This window comes from Aeromonas allosaccharophila (assembly GCF_016026615.1).
Lineage (GTDB): Bacteria > Pseudomonadota > Gammaproteobacteria > Enterobacterales > Aeromonadaceae > Aeromonas > Aeromonas allosaccharophila.
In genome coordinates this window covers 3,846,993-3,872,356 of sequence record NZ_CP065745.1, presented here as the reverse complement: position 1 = coordinate 3,872,356, position 25,364 = coordinate 3,846,993, and the positions used below count along the sequence as shown (strand labels likewise).

The 25,364-nt window shown below is 60.4% G+C and carries 19 protein-coding genes and 1 pseudogene; 5 read left to right on the top strand and 15 right to left on the bottom strand.

Annotation, left to right across the window (positions count from 1 at the left end; genetic code table 11):
- The first annotated feature begins 48 nt into the window (after nucleotides 1-48).
- Nucleotides 49-972, top strand: coding sequence for a 1-aminocyclopropane-1-carboxylate deaminase/D-cysteine desulfhydrase (locus I6G90_RS17725; protein WP_197928519.1), 924 nt, complete (start codon nucleotides 49-51; stop codon nucleotides 970-972).
- A 64-nt stretch (nucleotides 973-1,036) separates the two neighbouring features.
- Here I6G90_RS17725 and I6G90_RS17720 read toward each other — a convergent pair whose 3' ends face one another.
- Nucleotides 1,037-2,965, bottom strand: coding sequence for an EAL domain-containing protein (locus I6G90_RS17720; protein WP_042057110.1), 1,929 nt, complete (start codon nucleotides 2,963-2,965; stop codon nucleotides 1,037-1,039).
- Nucleotides 2,966-3,470: 505 nt separating this feature from the next.
- Between I6G90_RS17720 and I6G90_RS17715 the strand changes: the two are divergent.
- Nucleotides 3,471-4,997 (top strand): annotated as a pseudogene (locus I6G90_RS17715) (EAL domain-containing protein).
- A 201-nt stretch (nucleotides 4,998-5,198) separates the two neighbouring features.
- Complete coding sequence (locus I6G90_RS17710) at nucleotides 5,199-6,296, top strand: calcium:proton antiporter (protein ID WP_058054216.1); 1,098 nt, start codon at nucleotides 5,199-5,201, stop codon at nucleotides 6,294-6,296.
- A gap of 145 nt (nucleotides 6,297-6,441) precedes the next feature.
- On the opposite strand, the gene hutH is transcribed toward I6G90_RS17710, so the two are convergent.
- The 11 genes from hutH to ftsY all read right to left on the bottom strand — a co-directional run bounded on the left by hutH (nucleotide 6,442) and on the right by ftsY (nucleotide 19,897).
- Entirely contained in the window at nucleotides 6,442-7,974 is a 1,533-nt protein-coding gene (gene hutH, locus I6G90_RS17705; RefSeq protein WP_197928517.1) for a histidine ammonia-lyase, read from the bottom strand.
- Between the two features lie 4 nt (nucleotides 7,975-7,978).
- The gene (gene hutU / locus I6G90_RS17700; protein ID WP_197928515.1) at nucleotides 7,979-9,700 is read right to left on the bottom strand and encodes a urocanate hydratase; all 1,722 of its coding nucleotides are present in this window, start codon (nucleotides 9,698-9,700) and stop codon (nucleotides 7,979-7,981) included.
- A 53-nt stretch (nucleotides 9,701-9,753) separates the two neighbouring features.
- On the bottom strand, nucleotides 9,754-10,716 hold the full coding sequence (gene hutG, locus I6G90_RS17695) for a formimidoylglutamase (protein WP_197928513.1): 963 nt from the start codon (nucleotides 10,714-10,716) through the stop codon (nucleotides 9,754-9,756).
- Nucleotides 10,709-11,944 (bottom strand): imidazolonepropionase, encoded by a 1,236-nt coding sequence (hutI, locus tag I6G90_RS17690; RefSeq protein WP_197928511.1) that lies wholly within the window; start codon nucleotides 11,942-11,944, stop codon nucleotides 10,709-10,711. Before hutI ends, hutG begins: the two co-directional genes overlap by 8 nt.
- A 154-nt stretch (nucleotides 11,945-12,098) precedes the next feature.
- Nucleotides 12,099-12,803 carry a histidine utilization repressor gene (gene hutC, locus I6G90_RS17685; RefSeq protein WP_026035093.1) on the bottom strand — a complete coding sequence of 235 codons (705 nt, stop codon included), beginning with the start codon at nucleotides 12,801-12,803 and terminating at the stop codon, nucleotides 12,099-12,101.
- Nucleotides 12,804-12,814: 11 nt separating this feature from the next.
- On the bottom strand, nucleotides 12,815-13,474 hold the full coding sequence (gene can, locus I6G90_RS17680; RefSeq protein WP_041206790.1) for a carbonate dehydratase: 660 nt from the start codon (nucleotides 13,472-13,474) through the stop codon (nucleotides 12,815-12,817).
- 117 nt (nucleotides 13,475-13,591) lie between these two features.
- Nucleotides 13,592-14,920 carry an IS4 family transposase gene (locus I6G90_RS17675; protein ID WP_197928112.1) on the bottom strand — a complete coding sequence of 443 codons (1,329 nt, stop codon included), beginning with the start codon at nucleotides 14,918-14,920 and terminating at the stop codon, nucleotides 13,592-13,594.
- Between the two features lie 116 nt (nucleotides 14,921-15,036).
- Nucleotides 15,037-15,891 carry an RNA polymerase sigma factor RpoH gene (gene rpoH / locus I6G90_RS17670; RefSeq protein WP_033137699.1) on the bottom strand — a complete coding sequence of 285 codons (855 nt, stop codon included), beginning with the start codon at nucleotides 15,889-15,891 and terminating at the stop codon, nucleotides 15,037-15,039.
- Nucleotides 15,892-16,341: 450 nt separating this feature from the next.
- Nucleotides 16,342-17,295 (bottom strand): permease-like cell division protein FtsX, encoded by a 954-nt coding sequence (gene ftsX, locus I6G90_RS17665; protein WP_033137698.1) that lies wholly within the window; start codon nucleotides 17,293-17,295, stop codon nucleotides 16,342-16,344.
- A complete protein-coding gene (gene ftsE / locus I6G90_RS17660; protein ID WP_042057091.1) occupies nucleotides 17,295-17,963 on the bottom strand; it encodes a cell division ATP-binding protein FtsE in 669 nt (222 codons plus the stop codon). The genes ftsX and ftsE overlap by 1 nt, the downstream gene beginning before the upstream one ends.
- Nucleotides 17,964-18,052: 89 nt before the next feature.
- Entirely contained in the window at nucleotides 18,053-19,897 is a 1,845-nt protein-coding gene (gene ftsY, locus I6G90_RS17655; RefSeq protein WP_197928509.1) for a signal recognition particle-docking protein FtsY, read from the bottom strand.
- 110 nt (nucleotides 19,898-20,007) lie between these two features.
- Between ftsY and rsmD the strand changes: the two genes are divergently transcribed.
- Nucleotides 20,008-20,637, top strand: a complete 630-nt coding sequence (gene rsmD, locus I6G90_RS17650; protein WP_182933335.1) for a 16S rRNA (guanine(966)-N(2))-methyltransferase RsmD — start codon at nucleotides 20,008-20,010, stop codon at nucleotides 20,635-20,637.
- Nucleotides 20,621-20,932 (top strand): DUF1145 domain-containing protein, encoded by a 312-nt coding sequence (locus tag I6G90_RS17645; RefSeq protein WP_139409348.1) that lies wholly within the window; start codon nucleotides 20,621-20,623, stop codon nucleotides 20,930-20,932. The genes rsmD and I6G90_RS17645 overlap by 17 nt, the downstream gene beginning before the upstream one ends.
- 853 nt (nucleotides 20,933-21,785) lie before the next feature.
- On the opposite strand, the gene I6G90_RS17640 is transcribed toward I6G90_RS17645, so the two are convergent.
- The 3 genes from I6G90_RS17640 to I6G90_RS17630 form a co-directional block, all read right to left on the bottom strand.
- Complete coding sequence (locus I6G90_RS17640; protein ID WP_042057084.1) at nucleotides 21,786-22,772, bottom strand: helix-turn-helix transcriptional regulator; 987 nt, start codon at nucleotides 22,770-22,772, stop codon at nucleotides 21,786-21,788.
- Between the two features lie 290 nt (nucleotides 22,773-23,062).
- On the bottom strand, nucleotides 23,063-23,449 hold the full coding sequence (locus I6G90_RS17635; protein WP_182938826.1) for a SirB2 family protein: 387 nt from the start codon (nucleotides 23,447-23,449) through the stop codon (nucleotides 23,063-23,065).
- Nucleotides 23,446-25,302 carry a monovalent cation:proton antiporter-2 (CPA2) family protein gene (locus tag I6G90_RS17630; RefSeq protein WP_197928507.1) on the bottom strand — a complete coding sequence of 619 codons (1,857 nt, stop codon included), beginning with the start codon at nucleotides 25,300-25,302 and terminating at the stop codon, nucleotides 23,446-23,448. The genes I6G90_RS17635 and I6G90_RS17630 overlap by 4 nt, the downstream gene beginning before the upstream one ends.
- Nucleotides 25,303-25,364: the final 62 nt, after the last annotated feature.

The window sequence follows — 25,364 nt, the reverse complement described above, 5'->3', positions numbered from 1 at the left end:
ATTAACATAAACAGCAGATTAGCCTCCAGATAAAAGACGGACTCACCATTGCAAGCCAGCCTTTCAAGCGAGCCGGATGGCCATGCCACCCTGCCTTCCCCCCTGCAACGCCTCCACCACCCGTTGCTGACCCGCTATGGCGTCGAGCTCTGGTGCAAGCGGGATGACCTGATCCATCCGGCCATCTCCGGCAACAAGTGGCGCAAGCTCAAGTACCACCTGCTGCATGCCAGAGAGCACGGCAAACAGCATCTGCTCTCGTTCGGCGGTGCCTACTCCAACCATATCCACGCCCTGGCTGCCGCCGGATACCAGACCGGCCTTCGCACTACCGGTATCATACGGGGCGAAGCCGATGCCGTCAGCAATACCACCCTGAGGGATGCCAGACGCTGGGGCATGGATCTCGTTTTCGTCGATCGCCAGAGTTACCGGCGACGACAGGAGCCCGACTTGCTGGCCCAATTCGATGCACCCGATACCCTGATCGTGCCGGAAGGAGGCAGCAGCCCGCTGGCCATTCCCGGCGTGGCCGAACTGGTCGGCGAGGTGCCCTTCTCGCCGGATCTCTGGGTACTGCCCTGTGCCAGCGGCGGCACCCTGGCGGGCCTGGTCGCAGGCAAGCGGGATCGGGAGCAGATCCTCGCCATTGCGGTGCTGAAAGGGGGCGGCTTTATCGCCGACGAGGTGTGCCGCCTCCACCCCGCGGCCGCCAGCATCTCCGGCTGGCGGATCGCGCTCGATCATCACGACGGTGGCTACGCCAAATTCAGCCCGGCACTCTGGCAGTGGGTAGAGGATTTCAGCGCCAATACCGGCCTGCCGCTCGAACCAATCTACAGCGGCAAGGCGATGTGGGGGCTGTTTCGCGAGCTGGCGGCGGGCCGCATCGCCCGCGGCAGCAAGATCGTCTTTATCCACACCGGCGGCATGCAGGGGCTGGCCGGGCTGCGGGAGCAGGGGCGGCTGTGAGCCCCACCTGACGGCAACCGCAAACAACAGAGGGTCGCCCCAAGACGACCCTCTCTCATTTATCTCACGCGCCAGCCGGTTCCGGCACCAGCCGCTGGGGTTCGGCAAACCAGGGCCCCTGCCCGGCATGCACCCCGAGGTGGCGCAACATCTTCCACTCGTCGCCACTCTCCACCCCCACCGCCAGCACCCGGGTGCGGGTATTGGCGCAGCCCCCCACCAGACTGCGCACCGCCATCTGGTTGACCTGACGGGCGTGTATCTCCCGCACCAGACTGGGGTGCAGCTTGAGGAAGTTGATCTCGAACTCCTTGATGTACTGGGTGCTCACCACATCCTGACCGGCATGATCAATGGCCAGCTGGCAGCCCAACATCCGCAAGGAGCGCAACGGCCGCTTGAGCGCCTCGAAGTGGCGGGTCACCTGGGATTCGGAGAGTTGCAGGATCAGCCGCTCGTTGGTGCTGCGCGGCAGCTGGAACAGGGCGAAGAAGAGCCAGCGCTGGAACTCGCGGTTGAGCAGGCTCTGGGCACTGAGGGTCAGGCTGATGGGGCAGCTCTGCTCGGAGCGCTGGCGCAGCAGGGCGAGGGTCTGTTCCGCCACCAACCGATCCAGTTGCAACAACAGCCCGACTTTCTCCGCCATCGGCATGAAGATCCCCGCCTGCAGGGCCCGCCCCTGTTCGTCGTGCAGATAGGTGAGCAGCTCCAGCTGCAACACCACCTGCCCCCGATCCTGCTGGACAGGCTGGGTGTAGAATTCGATGCCGTGCTCTTCGAGGCGACGGCTGATCAGGGTACGCCAGCGCACCGTGCCCTTGCTGCTCTGCTCCTCATCCAGCTGCTTCTCGTAGAGGAACCAGCCGTTGTGCCCCTGCAGACGGGCACTCTTGAGGGCCAGCTCCGCCTCCTCCTGCACCTTGAGCAGGCTGTCTTCGGCCTGATAGCAGACGGCGCCGAGATAGACCGCCGTGTCGGGATTGATCTCCTGCGGCCAGTGCAGCCGTTGCAGGCTCTTGAGCAGTTGGCTGGCACTATCCACCATCTCGCTCTCTGACATATTGGGCAGCAGCACCGCAAAGACCTGACCGGCGTAGCGGGCCTGCAGGGCGCCGTTATGCTTGCGCACGAAGGCGCCGATGGTGGCGCTCGCCTCCAGCAGCAGGTCGTGCCCCAACAGCTCGAACTGTTCGGCCTCCAGATCCTCCAGACAGGCGAGATCGATCAGCAGCACGCCGCCGCTCATCACGCTCGCCTCCATGATGGCGCTCTCCAGCCGGTTGTCGAAAAACAACCGGTTGCCGATGCCGGTCATCTTGTCGACGAAGGCGTTACTGCGAATGAAGTTGTCGAAGCGGCTGCGCTCCTTGCGGGCATCCGCCAGCTCCGCCAGCAGATGGTCGAGGGCCTGACTGGCGGCTACCGGCCACTCTTCGGCGGGGTCGTGGCTCAGCTTGGAGAGTTTGTCATCGAGGATCAGCTGGGCGCGAATGCCCAGCAGTTCGGCACCGCGCAACTGCTGGCGCAGCCAGCGAATGGAGTACCAGAGGCCGAACACCACGATAAAGACGCCGAACGAGATACCGGACATCGCCCTGATGGAGTATTCCGCCTCCTTGAAGGGACGCTCCAGCTTGAAGTTGGCCTGCATGCCGGTCTGATGGGGCAGCGGGTGGCTGTATGGTTGCAGCAACTGTTCGTCGACCGGATTGCGCACATCGCGGAACCAGTAGACCCGCTGGTCGTTCTGGCGCACCTCCAGCTCCACCACATGAGCGGCCCGCAACAGGGTGGGCAGCCAGCGACTCATGTCCTCCATGTCGTGAGCGACATCGAGCTGCTTGTCGATCACTTCGACCAGCGCATCGACCTTCTTTTGCTGCAACTCCATGCCCAGCTCGCGAAAGCTGAACACCCCGCCAATCAGCACGGTCGCCATGGCCGCGATCACGCACAGGGTGATAAATGAGACAAGCTGTGTTGTGAGTTTCATGCGCCTTTCCGTATGCCCGGCATCATCCATTGGAGCTCATGGTAGCAGCGGCAGAGTCACCATCACTATGGACGGGGATCCCGCTTCTGCAATTTAAGCGGGCAAGCATAACTCAAAGCTGAGGGAGAATACCAAGGATGACGGGCTGCGAAAGCGGGAGAGGACAAAGTGACGGGCAGAAAAATGGTCCCTCAAAGGGGACCAAAAGGAACACTCATATCAAAACTAACACTCTGTGCTACTGACAAAAAACAGATACAGGAGTATTGAACACACGGTGAGTCAAACCGCAGGGCTACTCTAATGCAGTTCGGATAAGCTGGGCAATTGTCATTTATGACAGGTCAGCGATTGAATCTTGCCAAAGTTAATAATAAAAACATTTAAAATCATGTAGTTAAAAAATCAATCAACAAGTGAGACACGTCTGACTCAAATTGATTGCACTAATGCACTATGATGACCCATCCCATTTGTGTCTCATGAAACAGGCAGGTACCCCTTGTTGCGCATCTCATCGGTCTGGATCTCTCTGCTGCTGTTTACCCTGCCCATCGTGGCCAGCCAGTCCCTGGGGTTATGGCTTGCCAAACCGTTGGCCGACTACCTGCTGGAACAGAAAGTGGCCGAGATAAAGCAGGCGCTGGAAGAGCGTCACAAGGAGCTCGATACTGCGCTAACGGAGCAGTTGGCGCAATTTGACTTTGACTGTGGCCCAACGGATATGGCACTGCTGCGCGACCCCCGCTACTACAGCGCCCACATCCGCCTGCAGGGGCTCACTCTGGCATCCGGTGCCAGCTGCTCGAGCCTGGGGCCGGGGCTTCCCATTGTCATCACGAGTCATCAAGATGATATCCGGCTCGGCAACTTCGGCTTAACCGCGACACCGGCCAAATTCAATACCGAACAGGAGCTGGTGGCCTACTACCAATCTGGCGAAAATATCGCCTACTGAGTGCTGGATAACAGCTGGAGCCACCAACTGCTGCAGCACCCCTGTGCCAACTGCTTCTATCTGGAATTCAGTGAGCAGGATCCCGAGGTGACCACCACCTACTTCCCCCGCGGCGACAAGACCATCAAGAGCGAAGAGGGACGCCGCAGCCTGAGCTTCACCGATCCGGCCGTGCTGACCAGACAGACGGTCTGGGCAGGCAAGGCGCTCAATCAATATGCTCTGCAGCAAGTCAGACTTTACGGTCTCTGGGCTGGTACCCTTCTGGGCGTGGTGCTGACAATAGGTTATTGGTTATTGCGCAACTACCGACGCTCTCTCAAGGGGCTACTGCAGGCGGGGCTGGCACGACAACAGTTCATCCCCTTCTACCAGCCCGTGGTGGACAGCCAAAGTGGCCAGGTTGTTGGATTCGAGGCGCTGCTGCGCTGGCAACGGGGCAACGAACTGATCCCGCCCGGCGCCTTTATCGACTATGCGGAAGAGCAGGATCTGATCCTGCCGATGACCAGCCAACTGCTGGAAAAAGTGATCGCGGATCTGCCCCGACTCGCACCCAGTCAGTGGGTCAGCGTCAATATAGTGGCCGCCCATCTCGAACAATCACACCTGCACGACTTGCTGCAGCGCCATCAATGGCCCTCTCCTGCCCGGCTCACCTTCGAACTGACCGAGCGCAAGCCCATTATCGACATCGGGGCAGCGTGCAACCAGATCTCCGCCCTGCAGGCAAAGGGTTATCACTTCAAGTTGGATGACTTCGGGACCGGCTACGGCGGCTTTGCCTACTTGCAAAGCCTGGGGATCCGCCAGATCAAGATCGACAAGATGTTCGTCGATACCATAGGCACCGACGACCTCAAACGCAGCGTGCTGGATGCCACCATCGCCTTTGGCCGGGAATCGGGCATGGAGATGATCGCTGAGGGAGCAGAACGTCAGGAGCAGGTGGACTATCTGCAGCGACACGGCGTTCATCTGATCCAGGGTTATGTCTATGCAGCGCCGATGCCGCTGAACAAGTTGACGCTCTGGTTGCTGGCCTGGCAGCAACATCACTCGAAGGCGGCATAAGTACTCCCCGCCGCACAGGCAAGCCTTGACCAATCGGAAGTCGGGTGGCAAAACCCGGCCTTCTCATCTCTTGTAACAAAATGATTTTTCCTTGAGCAGGCAATCGCCTTTATCATTGGCGGGGCCGTCACCCCGATGACTCGGCCCCACTTTCTCCATACCCCGTCGGTTTAGACCGCCCAGAGATGAGAACCATTGCCTATGAAGACAGTTATCCGGCAAGAGATTGCCCTGCCCGTCGGCCTGCTGACCCTGCTCTTTTTCAAGACCCTGGGCAGCGACCTGCTGACAGAGACAACTCCGCTCGGGATCTATCTTCCGGTATCGGCGGGGCTGCTGGCCATCGTCACCTGGGCCATCTTCTCGGTGGTGCGCCACTCCGATGCCCTCGCCATCAAGCTGGGCGAGCCCTTCGGCACCCTGATCCTTACCCTCTCGGTCATTTCGCTGGAAGTGGTGATGATCTCCTCGGTGATGCTGACCGGCGAGCCCAACCCCACCATGGCCCGCGATACCATGTTTGCGGTGGTGATGCTGGTGAGTACCGGTCTGGTGGGCTTCACCCTGCTGTTTGGCGGCTGGCGCTACCACACCCAGAGCTTCAATCTGGACGGGGTCAAATCCTATCTGGTGGCCATCATCCCGCTGGCGCTGCTCTGTCTGGTGTTGCCCAACTTCACCCGGGGCGGCACGGTCGGCAGCATGTCGAGCGCCATGTCCTGGATGCTGATCATCATCTCGATCCTGCTCTACGGCGTCTTTCTGCTGATCCAGACCCGCAGCCACAGCCACTTCTTCGTCGACAGCGATCACGAGGATTACGAGGAGCACCACGGCCCGCTGCAGAGCAACATCTACCATACCCTGCTGCTGCTCGCCTATCTGCTGGTGGTGATCCTGCTGGCCAAGACCCTCGCCGTGCCGATCAACTTCGGCGTGAAGATCATGGCGGCGCCTCCTGCGCTGGGGGGCTTTATCGTCGCCTGTATCGTACTGGCGCCCGAAGCGGTCGGTGCCATCAAGGCCGCCTTCAACAACCAGTTGCAGCGGGCGATGAACCTCTACTTCGGCTCGGTGCTGGCCACCATTGCCCTCACCGTGCCCGCCGTGCTCTTTATCGGCGCCATGCTGGGTCAGGAGGTGCGCCTGGGCCTCTCCGCCGCCGACATGGTGCTGCTGGTCACCACTCTCATGGTCTGTAAAGTGACCTTCAGCAGCGGCCGCACCAATGTGCTCCATGGCGCGACCCATCTGGTGTTGTTCGTCGTCTATCTGTTCCTGATGTTCGAGCACGAATAACCGCATTCAACCAGCGCCAGAAACGCAAAGACCGCCCGATTGGGCGGTCTTTTATCATCTACTCCCGGATCTCGCGGGTGCCAGTGAAGCGGCGTCCCCCTCATCCCTGACCCTTCTCCCGCCAGGGAAGAAGGGGGACCAAGGCTTACAGGCTGGGCAGCACCCCGGCCGGGATCAGATCGTTATAGCTGGCACGGCCCAACAGGGCGGCGGCCGCCTCGATATCCGGTGCAAAGTACCTGTCCTTGTCGTAGAAGCGCACCTCTGCCCGCAGTCGCCCCTTGGCCAGCTCGATCAGCTCGGTACTGCGTAGCGGCGCGCGGAAATCCAGCCCCTGGGCCGCCGCCAGCAGCTCCACCGCCAGAATGCCACGGGTATTCTCCGCCATATCCGCCAATCGACGACCGGCGAAGGTGGCCATGGATACGTGATCCTCCTGATTGGCCGAAGTGGGCAGGCTGTCCACCGAGGCGGGATGAGCCAGCGTCTTGTTCTCGGAGGCGAGCGCCGCCGAAGTGACCTGAGCGATCATAAAGCCCGAATTCACCCCGCCGTTGTTGACCAGAAACGCGGGCAGACCGGACATGCGCGAGTCGATCAGCAGCGCCATCCGCCGCTCGGAGAGGGAACCTATCTCGGCGATGGCCAGCGCCAGATTGTCGGCAGCGAAGGCGACGGGTTCTGCATGGAAGTTGCCACCGGAAAGGATCTCCTCGTCATCGGCAAACACCAGCGGGTTGTCGGAGACCGCGTTGGCTTCGCACACCAGCACCTCGGCGGCGTGGCGGATCTGGGCCAGACAAGCCCCCATCACCTGCGGCTGGCAGCGCAATGAGTAGGGATCCTGCACCTTCTCACAGTTGTGATGGGACATGCCGATCTCGCTGAGATCCCCCAGCAGGTGGCGGTAGCAGGCGGCCGCGTCGATCTGGCCGCGCTGACCGCGCACCGCGTGGATGCGGGCATCGAATGGACGGCGGCTGCCAAGGGCGGCCTCCACGCTCATGGCACCGATGGTGATGGCACCGGCGAACAGATCCTCGGCGTGGAACAGCCCCTCCAGCGCAAAGGCGGTGCTCGCCTGGGTGCCGTTGAGCAGTGCCAGCCCCTCTTTTGGCGCCAGCGCGATGGGCTCGAGCCCGGCAATTTTCAGCGCCGTGGCGGCGTCGATCAGCTCGCCGTTGTGGCGGGCCTTGCCTTCACCGATCAACAGGCAGCTCATATGGGCCAGCGGTGCCAGATCGCCGGAGGCGCCGACGGAGCCCTTCTTCGGCACCACCGGATATACTTCGGCGTTGATGAGGCGCATCAGCGCCTCCAGCACAGTCAAGCGGATGCCGGAGAAGCCGCGTGCCAGCGAGTTGAGCTTGAGCACCATCATCAGCCGCACGGTGGCGTCATCCATATAGGTGCCGATGCCCGCAGCATGAGAGAGCACGATGGAACGCTGTAATTCATCGAGCTGCTCCACCGGAATGCGGGTGTTGGCCAGCAAACCAAAGCCGGTGTTGATGCCATACACCACCCGATTCTGCTCGATCACCTTGGTAACCACGGCAGCTGAGGCGTAGATCCCCGGCAGCGCGGCCGGATCCAGTGAAACATGTACCGGCTCGCGGCTGACGCGGCGCAGGGTGGCAAGAGCCAGCTCGCCCGGGGTAATAGTCAATTCAAACATGGTGTTACACCTTTCCTTTGACACCGTTGGCGCCGTCAATCATCGGCAGATCCAGTTTCGCCTCGTGGGCACAGTTGATGGCAATCTCGTAGCCCGCATCCGCATGACGCATCACGCCAGTGGCCGGATCGTTGCGAAGTACCCGACCGACGCGGCGGGCCGCATCGTCGGTGCCGTCACAGACGATCACCACGCCGGAGTGCTGGGAGAAGCCCATGCCGACCCCGCCGCCGTGATGCAGCGACACCCAGGTCGCGCCACCGGCGGTGTTGAGCAGGGCGTTGAGCAGCGGCCAGTCGGAGACGGCATCGGAGCCATCCATCATCGACTCGGTCTCGCGGTTCGGGCTCGCCACCGAGCCGGAATCCAGATGGTCACGGCCGATGACGATAGGCGCCTTCAACTCGCCATTTTTCACCATCTCGTTGAAGGCCAGACCGAGGCGCACCCGATCCTTGACCCCGACCCAGCAGATCCGCGCCGGCAGCCCCTGAAACGCGATGCGCTCGCGGGCCATGTCGAGCCAGTTGTGCAGGTGAGGATCATCGGGGATCAGCTCTTTCACCTTCTGATCGGTCTTGTAGATATCCTCCGGATCGCCGGAGAGGGCCACCCAGCGGAACGGGCCGATCCCCTCGCAGAACAGCGGGCGGATATAGGCGGGGACGAAGCCGGGGAAGTCGAAGGCGTTCGCCACTCCTTCCTCCAGCGCCATCTGACGGATGTTGTTGCCGTAATCCAGAGTCGCCGCGCCACGGGCTTGCAGGGTCAGCATCGCCTCCACCTGACGGGCCATGGAGCGACGGGCGGCCAGATTCACCTCCTGCGGGGCACTCTGTTGCAGCTCGCGCCACTTGGCAACGCTCCAACCCTGCGGCAGGTAGCCGTGGATCGGGTCGTGGGCAGAGGTCTGGTCGGTCACCACATCCGGCGTGATGCCACGGGCCACCAGTTCGGCAAATACGTCGGCGGCGTTGCCGAGCAGGCCGACGGAGACGGCGCTGCCGCTCTGCTTGGCTTCCTCGACCATGGCCAGCGCCTCATCCAGGCTGTGGGCCTTCTTGTCCACGTAGCGGGTCTTGAGGCGAAAATCGATGCGGGTCTCATCGCATTCGACGGCGATCATCGAGAAACCGGCCATGGTGGCGGCCAGCGGCTGGGCACCACCCATACCACCGAGACCACCGGTGAGGATCCAGCGCCCCGCGGGCTCGCCGTTGAAGTGCTGGTTGGCCACCGCGAAGAAGGTTTCGTAGGTACCCTGCACGATCCCCTGAGTGCCGATGTAGATCCACGAACCCGCGGTCATCTGGCCGTACATCATCAAGCCCTTCTTATCGAGCTCGTTGAAGTGCACCCAGTTGGCCCAGTGGGGCACCAGATTGGAGTTGGCGATCAGCACTCGCGGTGCATCCTTGTGGGTCTGGAACACCCCGACCGGCTTGCCGGACTGCACCAGCAGGGTCTCGTCTTCCTCGAGCCGGGTCAGCACCTCAACAATCTTGTCAAAGCAGGCCCAGTTGCGGGCAGCGCGGCCAATGCCGCCATAGACCACCAGCGACTGGGGATGCTCGGCCACCTCGGGATCCAGGTTGTTCATCAGCATCCGCAGCGGCGCCTCGGTGAGCCAGCTCTTGGCGGTCAGTTCAGTGCCGCGCGGGGCACGGATCACGCGGTTAGGGTCAGTTCTGGAATCAGCACGGGGATCCTGGTGTTGCACAGACATACACACTCCTTGTTGTATCAATACGGTGCCTTCGGCGACCAGCGGCCAAAGGGTTAACGGGTCAACAGATGAACCAGCCGCGCGGCCACACGGGCACTGCGGTTGTCCTGATCCAGCGTCGGGTTGTACTCGGCCAGATCGGCGAGCCTGAGCTTGCCGCTGGCCCGGATATGGGCGATCAGCGGTTCGATCACCGCCAGCTCCACGCCGCGGGCAGCGGGAGCACTCACTCCCGGCATCACGGCTCCGGGCAGCACATCAAGATCGATGGTCAGATAGAGGTGATCGCAATCGGCAATAAAGGCATCCAGCCCGCCTAGCAAGGCTGGCAGCTCGGTCTGAGTCATCGCCTCATCCAGCACATGCCACACGCCCAGCGCCTTGGCTCGGGCAAACAGGGCTTGGGTATTGGCGGTCTCGGCCACCCCGAGGCAGGCGTAGTGAAACGGCGTGCCCTCGGCGGCACACTGCTCGGCGATCTGGAAGAAGGGGGTGCCGGAGCTTACCAGCTCCTGTTTCATCCGCAGGTCAAAGTGGGCATCGAAATTGATAATGCCGACCTTGCCACTCCCACCCAAATGACGGTTAAGGCCGCTCCAGCTGCCGAACGCCACCTCGTGACCGCCCCCCAGCACCAGCGGGAAATGGCCCAGATCGAGCGCGGCGGCGACCCGTTCGGCCAGTCGGCCGTGGGCAGCGTCGAGATCCCCATCGGGGCAACTCACGTCCCCGCCATCGTAAACGGGCCGATTCAGGTGCCAGGCGGTGTTGGCGAGCAGCTTGCGCACCGCTTGCGGCGCACCGGCAGCACCAATGCGCCCCTTGTTGCGGCGCACCCCTTCATCGCAGGCAAAACCTAGCAGCACTACACCAGCTACCTCTTTTGCCCCGGCGGCCCAGGGCTGCACCTCTTGCCAAGGCAGAACTTTGTCATGCCAGCGCAGGGCCAGTTCGCCATCTTCCGGATCCTGCCGTCCCTGCCAGAGACTCATATCCACAGGGTTCAACTCACGCATGCAGGCTCTCCTCGCCGTTGAAAATGCGGCTTGCCAGCTGATCGACACCGACCAGATAGCTGATTTCGGCCGGATGGGCGCAATTCCAGACCAAGAAGTCCGCCGCCATTCCGACCTTGAGCTGGCCAATACGATCCTGCTCGCCAAGCGCGCGGGCGGCGTGGCGGGTGACCCCGACCATCGCTTCCACCGGCGTCAGGCCAAACAGGGTGCAGGCCATGTTCATCGCCATCCGCAGCGAGACGATGGGGGCCGTACCCGGGTTGATGTCGGAGGATACAGCCATCGCCACCCCCGCCTTGCGCAGGGCGGCAACCGGCGGCAGCTTGGTCTCTTTGAGGAAGTAGAAGGCAGTGGGCAGCAGGGTTGCGACCACACCGCGATGGGCCAGCGCCAGGATCCCTTCCGGATCCAGATACTCCAGATGATCCACCGAGAGGGCGCCAAAGTTGGCGGCCAGCGTGCTGCCCCCCAGATTGGAGAGCTGATCCATATGCCCCTTCACCGGCAGGCCGTACTGATCCGCCGCCAGATAGACCAGCTCGGTCTGGGCCAGCGAGAAGCCAATATGCTCGCAGAAAACATCTACCGCATCGGCCAGCCCCGCTTTGGCGGCAGCCGGGATGATCTCCTGACAGATGGTCTCGACCCAGCTGTCGGGGTCATCGCGATACTCCGGTGGCACCGCATGGGCCGCCAGCAATGTGGTCTTGACCCGGATCGGCAGCGCCTCTCCCAGCCTGCGGGCCACCCGCAGCATCTTGAGTTCATCAGCCAGAGTGAGGCCGTAGCCGGACTTGATCTCCACCGTGGTGGCCCCTTCGCGGATCAGGGATTTCACCCTCGGCAAAGCCAGCTCAAAGAGCTGCTCCTCGCTGGCCTCACGGGTGGCACGCACCGTGCTGATGATACCGCCGCCCCGACGGGCGATCTCGGCATAGGGCACCCCCTGCTGACGCTGCTCGAACTCCTCGGCGCGACTGCCAGCGAAGATGAGATGGGTGTGACAATCGATAAGGCCGGGGGTAACCAGCTTGCCCTGCATATCCTGCCAGTGGGCGGGATAGGGGCCCTTCAGCTCGGTCATCGGCACCAGCGCGTAGATCTTGCCCCCCTTCACGCCGATGGCGTGGAGCGGCAACAGGCCGTAGTCGGCCAAACCGGCATCCAGAGTGGCGGGCGTCACGTTGAGCCAGACCCGCTCGCAGTTCAACAGTTCCTTGTTCATAGCGACCTCAAATGTATATACATATCCTTATAGTCGATCTCTATGATGAAAGAAAGAGCGAAGTTCACATCCTGATAACAGCATCAAACTTAGAGTTTAAGCACAAAAAAGCCCACTAGGAGGTGGGCTTTGCAAAATAGATCTGTATAGACATTTACTCTAACTGAGTCTTGGAGCTCAGCTTGTAGCGGGAACCGGGGGAGAGTAAACGGGCATAGGAGACCAGATGCCCCTCCGACCAGGTACGCCGGTGCAACAACAGGCAGGGGGAATCTACGCGGATCTGCAACAATCCCGCCTCACCGGCACTCGGCAACACGGCTTCCACCACGTGCTCCATCTCGGAGAGGGGGCAGACATCCATCAGATAGCGGTTGGGCGTTTGCTGCGTGAAATCCTGCTCGCCATAGCCCGGCAGGCGCCCGGCATCGACGAAGCGCTCCTCCAGCTGCAACGGCTCCCCATCGGCCTGATGGACGATCAGGCTGTGAAAGATGGGGGCACCGACCCGCAGTCCCAGCTGCACCGCCACCTTCTCGTCGGCGGCCAGTCGCTGCAACCGGATCACCCGGGCACTGTACTCGCTGCCCCGCTCGGCAATCTCGTCGGCGATATTGCGAATGGCCAGCAGCGGCGACTCGGTGCGCCGGTCCGCCACGAAGCTGCCGGAACCGGCGGTACGCACCAGCCACCCTTCCGCCACCAGTTCCCGCAACGCCCGGTTGACCGTCATCCGGCTCACGGTGAACTGCTCGCACAGGGCCGCTTCGGTCGGGATCCTGTCCCCCGCCTGATAGTGGCGTTCGCGGATCCCGTCCAGAATATGCTGTTTGATCTGCAGATAGAGGGCTGGCGCCACCATGAAGCTCCCTAGCGCCGACGGTGGGGCGGACGCATGTCCGGCCAGGCGCGATAGACGTCGGGGATCTGATCCGGGCCGCTGATGCAGAGATCGAGATCATGCAGCAAGCCATCCTTGATCCCGTAGATCCAGCCGTGGACGGCCAGCTCCTGCCCCTTGCGCCAGGCGTTCTGGATGATGGTGGTGTGACAGACGTTGGCGACCTGCTCGGCCACGTTCAGCTCGCACAGGTAGTCGAAGCGCTCGTGCTCATCCTCGATGGCCTCGAGCTCTTCACCGTATTTGAAGTAGACATCCTTGATGTTGCGCAGCCAGTTGTCGATGAGACCCAGCTCCTGGTTCTGCATCGCGGCCTTGACGCCACCGCAACCGTAGTGACCGCAGACGATGATGTGCTTCACCTTGAGCACTTCTACCGCGTATTGCAGCACGGAGAGGCAGTTGAAATCGGTATGCACCACCAGATTGGCGACGTTGCGGTGGACGAAGACATCCCCCGGCAGCAAGCCCATCAGCTGGTTGGCGGGCACCCGGCTGTCGGAACAACCGATCCAGAGGTATTCGGGGGCCTGCTGGGCAGAAAGGGTGGCAAAGAACTCGGGATCTTCGGCCTTGATCCGTTCGGCCCACTCACGGTTGTTGGTAAACAGGTCGTTCAACAGTTTCACTTCTGCTCTCCCTCATGTGGCAGTGGCGGCAACATAACACACTCAAGGGTAACCAAAGCAAGGCCGACCAGATCCTTGCGAAACAAAAACAGGGCCATCAGGCCTAATGCCAGTCAGTTAAGCCTGACTGGCATTGTTTTTATTGGCTTTTTTCACACTATACCTCTGTGGCCTTGGCTTCACGCAGCGGGGGTAACTTCGCTCCCTTCGTGCCGGCAGCACAAACTGCCCCGCCTGTTTCTCCAGGTCAGCTACCCGCTTCGGGATAGTCCCCGCTGACAGGTAGGGCATGCAGCTCAGTTCATGGATAAGATAGATCGACGCCATGTGAAAACTCAGCTGGCTCGCCGTGTATCCCTTCAGGCTCGCCGTCATCTTCACCATCTGGCTGCGCAGCAGGTTGTACGCCAGCAGCACGCCCCACAGCTCTTGCCGTATCCCCGTCGCCTTCTTGCTACGCAGGGTCAGTCGATGTTGTTGCAGGCTGTGCTTCATCTCCCGATAGCCCAACTCGATTTCCCAGCGATGGCTGTAGAGTTCAGCGATGTCAGTCCCCGGGAAGCGCATCGGGTCGACCATCGAGGTTAACACTTGGCGCTCCTTGCCGTTGATGTTGCGAGTCAGCAAGCGGGCTTCCACCGTATCCGGCAGTTGTGGCCACTTCTTGCGTGCCTGTGGACTGGTCGTCAGGCGCACCAGCACATCCTGGCGCCCCAGCTTGCGTACCACCTCGTATTGCGTGCCCTTTTTGAGCGGCAGCAGCCAGTGCCGCTCGCTACCCGCAGTTTGCCAGGCATGTAGCAGACCGAGGGAGTAAAACCCCTTGTCGAACAGGGTCAGCGAGTGGTCCGGCGTGCGCGCGACAAGCTGTTCGGCCAGCACCATCTCGTTGACGGCGCAGCTCTCCATGACAGCCTGAACAAGCAGGTGACTGGTCAGCTCCATCTGGCAGAGCATGCATACCTGCGGATAGGCCGTCTCGCCATGCTGGGTACCGGGCTTGGCAAAGGCGGCGGTATTGTCCGGGGTATCAGGCGTGCGCCACATCACGCCATCAACGGCGAGTAGTTGCAGCCCGGCCCAGCCGGGGTGATTGGCCTGCGGGTGCCAAAGCGAGGCTGTCTCGTGAAACAACCGCTCGATGCTCTTGTCCCCGAGCTTTTGGCGGGCTTGCAGGAAGGCGCTGGGGGCAACAAAGGGACGGTCACCGGGCAACAGGATATCGAGCTGATTGACCAGCTGGGTCATGGGGACATGGCGGAACATGGCCATGCCGATGATGGCCCAGACCAGGCGCTCCATGGGCATGCGGCGACGGCGCAGGGTCACGACATCCTCTTCGGCGAGCAGAGTTGTGATGAGCTCGGGGGAAATGAGGTCGGAGAGTGACTCAAACTGAGCGGGATTGCTGGCGTGGAGGAAGTCGAGAGCCTGTACGATACGCATAAAAAATCCGAAACCAATCAACAGGTTTCGGATTTTTACACATCAGCAGGATCGGTCAATGGATCCTTAACTGATCGGCATTAGGCCATCAGGCCCTGTTTTTATGAGAGGAAGCATCAGGCTTCCATGGCATCTTTCAGCTTCTTGAGTGCGTTTTTCTCAAGCTGACGCACACGCTCGGCAGAGACGCCGTAGGTATCGGCCAGCTCCTGCAGCGTGGTCTTGCTGTCATCATCGAGCCAGCGAGCGCGGATGATGTGCTGGCTGCGTTCATCCAAAGTGGCGAGGGCCGAGCTGAGGCGGCGGGTCGCGTGATCGTCCCAGTTATCATTCTCGATGGTCGCGGCCAGATCGGAGGATTTGTCCTCCAGATAGTGAACCGGTGCGAAGCCGCCCTCTTCCTCATCGTCACCAACCAGATCGAACGCCTGATCGTAGTTGGCCATCCGCGCTTCCATCTCGGTCACATCGCTTGCGGAGACGCCGAGATCGGCCGCCACGGCCTGAACCTCTTCGTGGTTCAGCCAGCCCAGACGCTTTTTGGATTTACGCAGATTGAAGAAGAGCTTGCGCTGGGCCTTGGTGGTGGCCACCTTGACCATGCGCCAGTTGCGCAATACATATTCGTGGATTTCGGCCTTGATCCAGTGCACGGCAAAGGAGACCAGACGCACGCCGACCGTCGGGTCGAAGCGCTTGACCGCCTTCATCAGGCCGATGTTGCCTTCCTGAACCAGATCGGCCTGAGGCAGGCCGTAACCGGCATAACTCTTGGCGACATGAACGACAAAGCGCAGGTGCGACATAACCAGCTGACGAGCAGCCTCGAGATCACCATCCTGCTGCAAACGCTCAGCCAGTTCACGCTCTTCCTCTGCGCTCAGCACCGGAATAGAGTTTACTGCCTGGATATAGCCTTCCAGACTACCTTGCGGAATCAGAGCCATAGTGCGCTGCAATGAAGTTCCCATCTGTTACCTCTTACTTTTCAATCGAATCAGTCTAACACCCTGAGAGGGTCTGTCTACTGACCGGATGCCGTTCTGCGGCGTGTATCAAAGAACATGCCCAGTTTTAGACCGGCTTATCTTAAGCCTGCAGGATGAATCATGAATGAACAGTCAAAAAAAGGGGGTCACAATGAAGGACCCCCGAAAAGTAGCATGCTAAGTCCATTGTTGCGGAGCTCGCAACCTTCACATGCTTGCCAAGTCTGACGAGCAAGGCAGAGGGGCCACACTCGTATAAATGCTTCAGCTTAATAGACTGCTTATAAATCAGAAGGTTCCACGGATCCAGCAAAGATCCGGAAGATCATTGTTATTCAGAATACTCTGACTATGGGGGCCAAGCCAGAAACGGCCCCTTTTTTACTTGATCCACCTCGCAAAATCCAGCGATTTACCCTGATGATAAAGTAATCAGGATGGTTCGATATCGCGAATGTGGCGATGCACCGAGAACCAGGAGGCGATCAGCCCCAGCAGGGCACCCAGCAAGATCAGATTGATCCCGTCTACCGCCCCCATGCCGACCAGCCGGAAGTTACTGTTATACAAGCCCGCCAGCTCCTTCACCACCCCTTCGCTCCAGATCACCATCACTTCGGTCAGCCACCAGGCCAGCATGCCGCCGATCACCCCGAACCAGATGCCGGTATAGAGGAAAGGACGATGAATAAAGGAGTCGGTCGCCCCCACCAGCTTGAGCACTTCGATCTCGGAACGCTGATTGAGGATGTTCAGACGCAGGGTATTGCCGACGATCAGTAGCACGGCAGAGAGCAGCAGCACCGCGATACCGGTAATGGTGTGGCGCAGCAGGTTCATGATCCCCTGCAGTCGGGTCAGCCACTGCAGATCCAGCTTGCCCTGTTCGACCCCATCCTCGTTATTGAGCTTGCCGAGCAGCTCGGCGGCCCCTTCCGGGTTCTGCCAGCGCGGATCCGGGATGACGCTCAGCACTGGCGGCAGCGGGTTGCTGTCGAGATAATCGAGGGCATCGCCGAAGCCGGAGATCTCGCGAAACTCCCGCAGGGCATCGTCACGGCTCAGGTAGGTGACCGAATCCACCTCCGGATAGAGCAGGATCCGGTGCTGCAGATCGAGAATGCTCTGCTCCGGCAGATCCTTGCGCAGGTAAAGGGAAATCTGGGAACTGGTCTGCCAGCTCCCCTCCACCACCTCGGCGTTTTTCAGCAGCACGTGGAAGCAGGAGGGCAGCGCCAGACTGACCCCGAGCACCGCCAGCGTCATCAGCGAGGCGAGCGGATTGCGCCACAGCTCCCCGAGACTGGCAAACGCCTGCCGCACATGGTCAACCCCGTACATCATCAGACGGCGCAGTGGCGGTTGTTTATGACGAACGATAGCCATCAGAGCTCCTCCCCGGCCGAATACATGCGGCCCGCCTTGAGGGTCAGGGTGCGATAGCGCATGCGGGCGATCAGCCCCAGATCGTGAGTGGCAATCAACACCGAGACCCCAAAATTGTTGAACTCCTGAAATAGCCGCATGATGTCCATGGAGAGCTGGGGATCCAGGTTACCGGTCGGTTCATCCGCCAGCAGCAGCGGCGGCTTGTTGACGATGGCACGGGCGATGCCGACCCGCTGCTGTTCACCACCGGAGAGCTGGCGCGGCTGATAACGCTCCTTGCCGAGCAACCCCACCTTGTCCAGCGCCGCCGCCACCCGCTTGTTGATATCGGCGTGGCTGTAGCCATCGATCACCAGCGGCAATGCCACGTTGTCGAACACGGTGCGGTCCATCAACAGCCGGTGATCCTGAAAGATCATCCCGATCTGGCGGCGGACATAGGGGATCTGGCTGCGCTGGATATGGCTGACATCATCGCCATGAAAGAAGACGCGACCATCGGTCGGACGCTCCATCACGCTGATCAGTTTGAGGAGGGTACTCTTGCCAGCCCCCGAGTGCCCGGTCAGAAAGGCCATCTCCCCCTTGCGCAGGTGAAAGCTGACCTTTTGCAGCGCCTGATGGCCGCCGCTGTATACCTTGCTGACCTTGTCAAAACGAATCATAACGGTTCCCTGAAATTGACAAACCCCGACCGGAGTCGGGGTATGGAACACTTACTCATCACGGCTGAGCTGACTCATCGCGGCCGGACTTATTCATCGCGGCTAAACAGCGCCTCGATGAAGTCGTTGGCAACGAAGGGACGCAGATCGTCGATCCCCTCGCCCACCCCGATGTAGCGGATCGGGATCTGGAACTTGTCGGCCACAGCGAAGATGACGCCGCCCTTGGCCGTGCCATCCAGCTTGGTCAGGGTGATACCGGTCAGGCCCACCGCCTCGCTGAACAGCTTGGCTTGGCTCAACGCATTCTGGCCTGTGCCTGCATCCAGGGTCAGCATGACCTCGTGAGGGGCCTCTTCGTCCAGCTTCTTCATCACCCGCACCACTTTCTTGAGCTCTTCCATCAGGTTGCTCTTGTTCTGCAGGCGACCAGCGGTGTCGGCGATCAACACATCGGCGCCGCGGGAGCGGGCAGCCTCGATGGCGTCATAAATCACGGAAGCGGAGTCGGCACCGGTATGCTGGGCGATCACCGGAATATTGTTGCGCTGACCCCAAACCTGCAACTGCTCGACCGCAGCGGCACGGAAGGTGTCACCCGCCGCCAGCATCACGCTCTTGCCTTCGGCCTGGAACTGCTTGGCCATCTTGCCGATGGTGGTGGTCTTGCCGACGCCGTTCACGCCGACCATCAGGATCACGTAAGGCTTCTTGTTGGTGTCGATCACCAGCGGCTGCTCGACCTTAGCCAGCATCTCGCCCATGTCCTGTTTGAGCAGGCCGTAGAGCGCTTCGGCATCCTTGAGTTGCTTGCGATCCGCATGCTGCACCAGGCCTTCGATGATGCGAGTGGTGGTATCCACGCCCAGATCGGCGGTCAGCAGCTGGGTCTCCAGCTCTTCGAACAGCTCATCGTCAATCTTCTTGCCACGGAACAGACCGAAGAAGCCGGAGCCGATATTCTCCCTGGTGCGCACCAGACTGCGCTTGAGGCGAGCAAAGAAGCCTTCCCGCTGCGGTTTGTCCTGGGTGTCGTCATCCACCTTGGCGGCCAGTGGCAGGGCAGCCAGTGCGGCGGCCTCAGCCTCCATCGCGGCGACCAGCCGCAGATCTTCCGCTCGCTGGGCCTCTTTGGCGATACGCGCTTCTTCCGCAGCTTGGGCTTCAGCGGCAATACGCGCCTCTTCCGCAGCGCGAGCTTCGGCAGCAATGCGAGCCTCTTGCGCGGCACGGGCTTCGGCAGCAATACGAGCCTCTTCCGCGGCGCGGGCTTCGGCAGCGATGCGGGCCTCTTCCGCGGCGCGGGCTTCGGCAGCAATACGAGACTCTTCCACCGCGCGGGCTTCGGCAGCAATGCGAGCCTCTTCCGCGGCGCGAGCCTCGGCAGCAATACGAGCCTCTTCCGCAGCGCGGGCTTCGGCAGCATTATGAGCCTCTTCTGCAGCACGAGCTTCAGCGGCAATACGAGCATCTTCCGCTGCACGAGCTTCGGCAGCAATACGAGCCTCTTCCACAGCCTTAGCTTCTGCGGCAATACGAGCAGTTTCGGCAGCTTGCGCTTCTGCCGCGATACGAGCGGCTTCGGCAGCGTGCGCCTCTGCGGCTGCACGCTCCTCTTCGGCGAGCAGCGCTTCGTTGACGATCACCGGCTCCAGATCGGAGGCGCACTCCTCCACCACCAGCGGGCCGCGGTCGTCCAGCTCGGTCGGCAGGCAGCAATCATCTTGCAAAACGGTATTGTGTGCGCTGGCAGGCACTTCGGGGGCAACAGCCGGCGTACTATCGGAAACAGTTGTATCGGAAACGGGAGCGGGGGTAGCAGTGACCTCGGGCTCAACGGTAACGGGGGTGGCTTGGGGTGTCTGTGGTTGGACAGCCTCAGCCTCTTCTTTCTTGCGGCCGAAACCCAGCCAGGAAAACAAACCTTTTGCCATCTAAAAATACTCACATCAAAGGCTGACTGCTAAGATAGCCGTCCCTTGGCGGGTCGGCATAAAAATGAACCGCCTTATACTACCACTTTATTTTCTGACGATGAAACGCGATGCCCAGAGTGAAATCCAGCCGTAGCAACCCGAGCAAGAGTCCCGCCCCGCAAGGAAAATCGGGCTTTGTAAGAATCATCAGCGGCCAGTGGCGAGGCCGCAAATTGCCGGTCAAGGATGTGGAAGGGCTCAGACCCACCACGGATCGCGTCAAGGAGACCATCTTCAACTGGCTGGCTCCCCACATCCGCGGCACCCGCTGCCTCGACCTGTTTGCCGGCAGCGGCGGCCTGGGGCTGGAGGCGCTGTCGCGCTATGCCGAGCAGGTGACCCTGATCGAAATGGACAAGGGGGCCGCCGACCAGATCAAGAAGAACCTGGCCGCCCTCGGCAGCAGTCAGGGTCAGGTGATCCAGTCTGATGCGGTGAGCTGGCTGCAAGGCCCTGCCACTCCTTTCGATCTGGTGTTCCTCGATCCGCCGTTTCGCCGCGAGCTGCTGCCGCAAGTTTGCGAGCTGCTGGAGCAGCGCGGCTGGCTGGCAGCGGATGCCCTGATCTATCTGGAGCGGGAAAAAGAGATGGCCGATCTGACGCTACCTGCCAGCTGGCAGTTGCTCAAGGACAAACAAGCAGGTCAGGTCTGCTACCAACTCTATCTAAGGGAGGTAAACAATGAAGCGAGTCTTTAATCTGTTGGCGATGGGGCTGATATTGTTCTTCTGGTTTGGCGTGCTGATGAGCCTGATTGCCCCGCTGCCCGGCAAACTCAACGGCTTTCTGCCGGTCTGCGGCGTGATTGTCGCGCTGTTGCACTGGCTGCAGGCCAGCATGATCAAGGCGGCTTGCAAACGCTACTTCGCGGTCACCAAGACCGAGTTTGTCACTGTGCTGATATTTGGTGTGTTTGGCATGGTAGACATTCGTCAGCGCCTGCAAGAGATCGTCAACGCCGCCCAGCGCGGCAATCTCTCCGGCAAACCATAAAAGAAAAGGGGACGGCGGTAGCCGTCCCCTAGAGTCGTGTCGTCCTGTCCGTAGAACTACAATGCTCCCTGCAATCCCTGACGTTATCCTAATCCTTTGGAATATCCCCTTTCCAATCCCTTGGCGTGTCCTGCGGCGTTCCTGGCCTGGCAATTCATCCTGAACTGCTTCACTGTCTCCATCCTGGAGGTGTCCATTACCACGTCCTGTGGGGGTCCTTGCGTCTTCCTGACCGATAACCATCCGGGTTATCTCACTTCATCCTGAAGTATTCCTCTCGCATCCGGCGAGGTCCTGTTCATCCTGAAGAACGAGGTTCCGTTCGTTCTGCTCTCATCCCGAGAGTGTCCTGCCGCGTCCCGCGGTGTTCCTTTATTCATCCGTGACGATAATCATCCTGATTATCGAGCTCATCCTGAGGTGTCCCTTGTCCACATCCTGCGGACTATTCCATCTTTATGCGCTGCCCTGCATCCTGCCGGACCAGCTCCGTCCTTGTGAGACCCATAGTAAGGAAATGCGCACCCCGAACAAGGGCCATCCGATGATAAAGATCTGATGTCGCTCCCATTTCAAAAAACAAACTTAAAAACTAACCCTTTAATATCAGATGGTTAATTAGTTTCACAGGAAAGCTCGATCATTCTGGCATGGCTTCGCGTACGGTTCAAAGCGCCAGCCTCTTACAGTGGCTATGGCAGATCTCTTACACGGGTTTCGCCCCCAAAAACGGGGCAGGAAAACGGTTCAATCCTGTCGTTAAGACTTAAAAATTAGTTGAATAAATATGCTTAAAAAAACAGCAAAAAAAAGAGCCGAGACCAGGCTCGACTCTTCACATGCAATTTCTTAATCAGCTCAAGCGGTTGGCCGGATTGAGATAGGCCTTGCGCAGCGATTCCGGTGCCAGCACCTCCAGTTCACCGCTGATGTTGTTCAGCCAGCTGCGAAACTCCGGGGTGTCCTGCACTTCGGTCTCCACCACCACGCTGCGCTTGTCATAGCGGGTCATGCGCGGATTGTTGCCGGGGATCTGGTTATCCACCAGCGACTGGCTGTTGGCATCGATCCGGCCGACGAAGCGGATCGGGCCGCTCACATCCTGATAGCCCTGATCGCGGATCAGCTTCTGGATATTGAAATCCTTCGGCTGGGTGGCGCTGAAGTTGGTCAGCTCCACGTTCTTGATATGGTCAAACGGGATGCCGTAGACCTTGGGGTCCAGCTCGGACAGGGTGCAGAGCAGGATCGGACCGTCCGGCTGATTGAGAATGCCGAGCGGGTTGATACGGTCGTAGCAGAGCCACACGGTGCGCTCTTTGATCACGCGCTGGATCTCGGCACTGAACTTGCGACCACGCCAGAGCGCATCGCGGATCAGGGTGCTGCGGCGGATCTCCGGGTTGCCGGCAAACGGACGCGGTGACTGGTGGACACTCTCCAGCCAGCGTTCAGCCAGTTCACTCTGGCTATCGCGGATCACCTGGCTCGCCTTGTCGACCAGCGGGTTCAATTCGGTCAGTACACTCGCCGGCAACAGTTGGCTCGCCTGATCACTCCAGGTTTTCAGGGCCACCGCCAGCGAGAGCGGCATGATATTGGCAAAGTCGTTGAGGCCGTGGCGCTCGAAGCACCAGCCATGGGGTTTGCTGCGCTCGTCCGAGGTGAGGTCGAACAATCCCATGCCGGACATCTCCTCCAGGTCCCGTTGCACGGTACGCAGACTGACGTGGATGCCTTCCTCTTCCAGTTTTACCTGGAGTTGGCTGGCGGTCAGCTTGTAAGGGCGGTGCGGGATGCAACGCGCCAAGGTCAGTTGTCGTAACAGCTTCTTGCTCATGGTGCTTGCCTTCACTGGTTTAGCGTTGACTGTATGCTAGTCGTGACTTGCGACAGTCTATGTCGCAAGTTTTGCTGCGACAACTGTCGCCATTTTCATACAAACACAGCCATGGTTTTGATATATAAGAGAAAAGATGAAAAAATCAGGAGCAGCGAGGGATAAAATCAGCAACAAAAGCATCAAATTAAAGTTCTAGGGGATGAACTTGCGACAGGTAAACAATCCAAAATAAAATAATTAAACAGAATAATATCTCGATAGGGGGAGGCGTACCTCCCCCGACTCATTTACAGCAGCCACGACCATGCTGACTTGGTGATGGCCGCACCGACCATGTATCCAAACACCGCCAGCGCTGCCACACCGGCCACCAGCTTCTGACCGCGGGCCGGGCGCTTGAGCGCCATGACACCCAGACCGATATAGAGCACCAGTGCCATCAGCTTGGCCATCAGCCAGGGTTGTTGGCCGGGACTCAGCTGCAAGGTCACCGCCAGCAGCACGCCAAACAGCAGCAGGAAGGTGTCGTTGATATGGGGCAGGATCTTCAGCCACTTCTGCTGCAACCGATCGCTGCCGGCCAGCGCCAGACTCCAGCGATAGATAAAGAGCAGCAGACTGACCAGCGCCAGCGTCATATGCAGGTGTTTGAACATGGGGTAATAGGCAATCATTTTGCTTCCTTGTCGTCGTCGGGTAGCCCGCTGTTCCAGTTGTGGGCATGGATACGCTCCTGCCCCTCCTCGTCGTCTTGCAACAGATCGGAGAGGATCTCCCGGTATTGCAGGCTCTTGTTGATATAAGTGTGTTCGTCGTCCAGATAGTTGACCTGCTCGCGCAACAACCAGTTATCGTGCTGCTTGAAAGTCTGGCCCGCCCGCCAGGCCTGGTTGGCCCGAAAACCGAGTTGAGTCAGGGCTTCCACCCCCAGATCGACCGCCGAGCCCAGGGTTTCCCGGTGCACGCTCTCGACCCCGTGGCGCAGGATCTCGTGGGCATGGGGTCGATCCAGCGCTCGCGCCAGGATCTTCAGGTGCGGGAAGTGCTTCTGCACCATCTCGATCACCGCCAGCGAGGTAGCCGGATCGTTGATGGAGAGCACCAGCAGCTTCGCCTTGTGCGCCCCTGCGGCATGGAGCAGGTCGATCCGGCTGGCATCGCCATAGAAGACCTGATAGCCATACTTGCGCAGGGTCTCTATCTGGCTGGCATCCTGCTCGAGGATGGTGGTGCCGATGCCGTGACCATGCAGCAGACGCCCCACGATCTGACCAAAACGGCCGAAGCCCGCGATGATCACCGGATGCTCCACCAGCTCAGGTTGCTCATGCTGCGGTGTGTCGCTCTGGTTACGGTAATCGAACCAGGGCTGGATCACCCGATCGTTGAGGATCAGCAGCAGCGGGGTCAACGCCATGGAGAGCGCCACCACCAGCGTCAGCAGCGAGATGGTTTCACCGGGCAGCACCCGATTCTGGGCGGCAAACGAGAAGAGCACGAACGCAAACTCGCCCCCCTGCGCCAGCGCCAGCGCAAAGGTCCAGCGTTGACTCGGCGAGATGCGGATGGCAAAGCCGAGCGCCATCAGCACCAGCCATTTGAGCGCCATCAGACCAACCACCAGCGTCGGGATGAGGAAGGGGTGCTCGGCAAACAGGCCAAAATCGATCCCCGCCCCCACCGACATAAAGAACAGGCCGAGCAGCAAGCCCTTGAACGGATCTATGTCTGCCTCCAGCTCATGGCGATATTCGCTGTCGGCCAGCACCACACCGGCGAGGAAGGAGCCAAGAGCGGGCGAGAGGCCCACCGACTCCATCAGCACCGCGATGGCGATCACCAGCAGCAATGCGGCGGCGACGAAGATCTCCCGCATGTGGGACTGGGCGATGGCACGAAACACCGGCCGCATCAGGTAATGGCCACCCAGCACGATGCCAGAAATGGCCGCGACCACCAGCAGACCATGCTGCCAACCCGCCAGCTCGGAGCCACCATTGCTGGCGACCGGCGCAATGGCCAGCAGCGGCAGCAACGCCAAGATCGGAATGACCGCAATATCCTGAAACAGCAACACGGCAAAAGCGGAGCGACCGCTCTCGCTCTGCATCAATTTACGCTCCTGCAGGCTCTGCAACACGATGGCGGTGGAGGAGAGCGCCAGGATCAGGCCGATGGCCAGCCCCTGTTGCAGCGGCAAACCGATCAGGTGCGCCACACCGGTCAATGCCGCCGTGGTGAGCAGCACCTGCAGGCCGCCTGTGCCAAGAATAGGCCCCTTCAGCTGCCACAAGAGGGCCGGACGCAATTCCAGCCCGACCAGAAACAGCATCAGCACCACGCCAAACTCGGCGAAGTGCATCACATCCTTCTGCTCACCCACCAGCCCCAGCAGAAAGGGGCCTATGATGATCCCCGCCAACAGATAGCCGAGCACCGAGCCCAGCCCCCAGCGTTTGGCGAGCGGCACCGCGATGACGGCGGCAGAGAGGTAGATAAAGGCATCAAACAGGATCCCGTGGCCCATCAGTCAGCCCTCCGTGTGAACGTCTGATCCGGCTTATAAGCTCGGCCCAAAAGCTGCCCGTG

Excerpts from the sequence above, each read along its gene's own strand:
- I6G90_RS17720 (WP_042057110.1), bottom strand. The coding sequence starts at position 2,965 with ATGAAACTCACAACACAGCTTGTCTCATTTATCACCCTGTGCGTGATC.
- I6G90_RS17710 (WP_058054216.1), top strand. The coding sequence starts at position 5,199 with ATGAAGACAGTTATCCGGCAAGAGATTGCCCTGCCCGTCGGCCTGCTG.
- hutH (WP_197928517.1), bottom strand. The coding sequence starts at position 7,974 with ATGTTTGAATTGACTATTACCCCGGGCGAGCTGGCTCTTGCCACCCTG.
- hutU (WP_197928515.1), bottom strand. The coding sequence starts at position 9,700 with ATGTCTGTGCAACACCAGGATCCCCGTGCTGATTCCAGAACTGACCCT.
- hutG (WP_197928513.1), bottom strand. The coding sequence starts at position 10,716 with ATGCGTGAGTTGAACCCTGTGGATATGAGTCTCTGGCAGGGACGGCAG.
- hutI (WP_197928511.1), bottom strand. The coding sequence starts at position 11,944 with ATGAACAAGGAACTGTTGAACTGCGAGCGGGTCTGGCTCAACGTGACG.
- I6G90_RS17675 (WP_197928112.1), bottom strand. The coding sequence starts at position 14,920 with ATGCGTATCGTACAGGCTCTCGACTTCCTCCACGCCAGCAATCCCGCT.
- rpoH (WP_033137699.1), bottom strand. The coding sequence starts at position 15,891 with ATGGGAACTTCATTGCAGCGCACTATGGCTCTGATTCCGCAAGGTAGT.
- ftsX (WP_033137698.1), bottom strand. The coding sequence starts at position 17,295 with ATGGCTATCGTTCGTCATAAACAACCGCCACTGCGCCGTCTGATGATG.
- ftsE (WP_042057091.1), bottom strand. The coding sequence starts at position 17,963 with ATGATTCGTTTTGACAAGGTCAGCAAGGTATACAGCGGCGGCCATCAG.
- ftsY (WP_197928509.1), bottom strand. The coding sequence starts at position 19,897 with ATGGCAAAAGGTTTGTTTTCCTGGCTGGGTTTCGGCCGCAAGAAAGAA.
- rsmD (WP_182933335.1), top strand. The coding sequence starts at position 20,008 with ATGCCCAGAGTGAAATCCAGCCGTAGCAACCCGAGCAAGAGTCCCGCC.
- I6G90_RS17645 (WP_139409348.1), top strand. The coding sequence starts at position 20,621 with ATGAAGCGAGTCTTTAATCTGTTGGCGATGGGGCTGATATTGTTCTTC.
- I6G90_RS17640 (WP_042057084.1), bottom strand. The coding sequence starts at position 22,772 with ATGAGCAAGAAGCTGTTACGACAACTGACCTTGGCGCGTTGCATCCCG.
- I6G90_RS17635 (WP_182938826.1), bottom strand. The coding sequence starts at position 23,449 with ATGATTGCCTATTACCCCATGTTCAAACACCTGCATATGACGCTGGCG.
- I6G90_RS17630 (WP_197928507.1), bottom strand. The coding sequence starts at position 25,302 with ATGGGCCACGGGATCCTGTTTGATGCCTTTATCTACCTCTCTGCCGCC.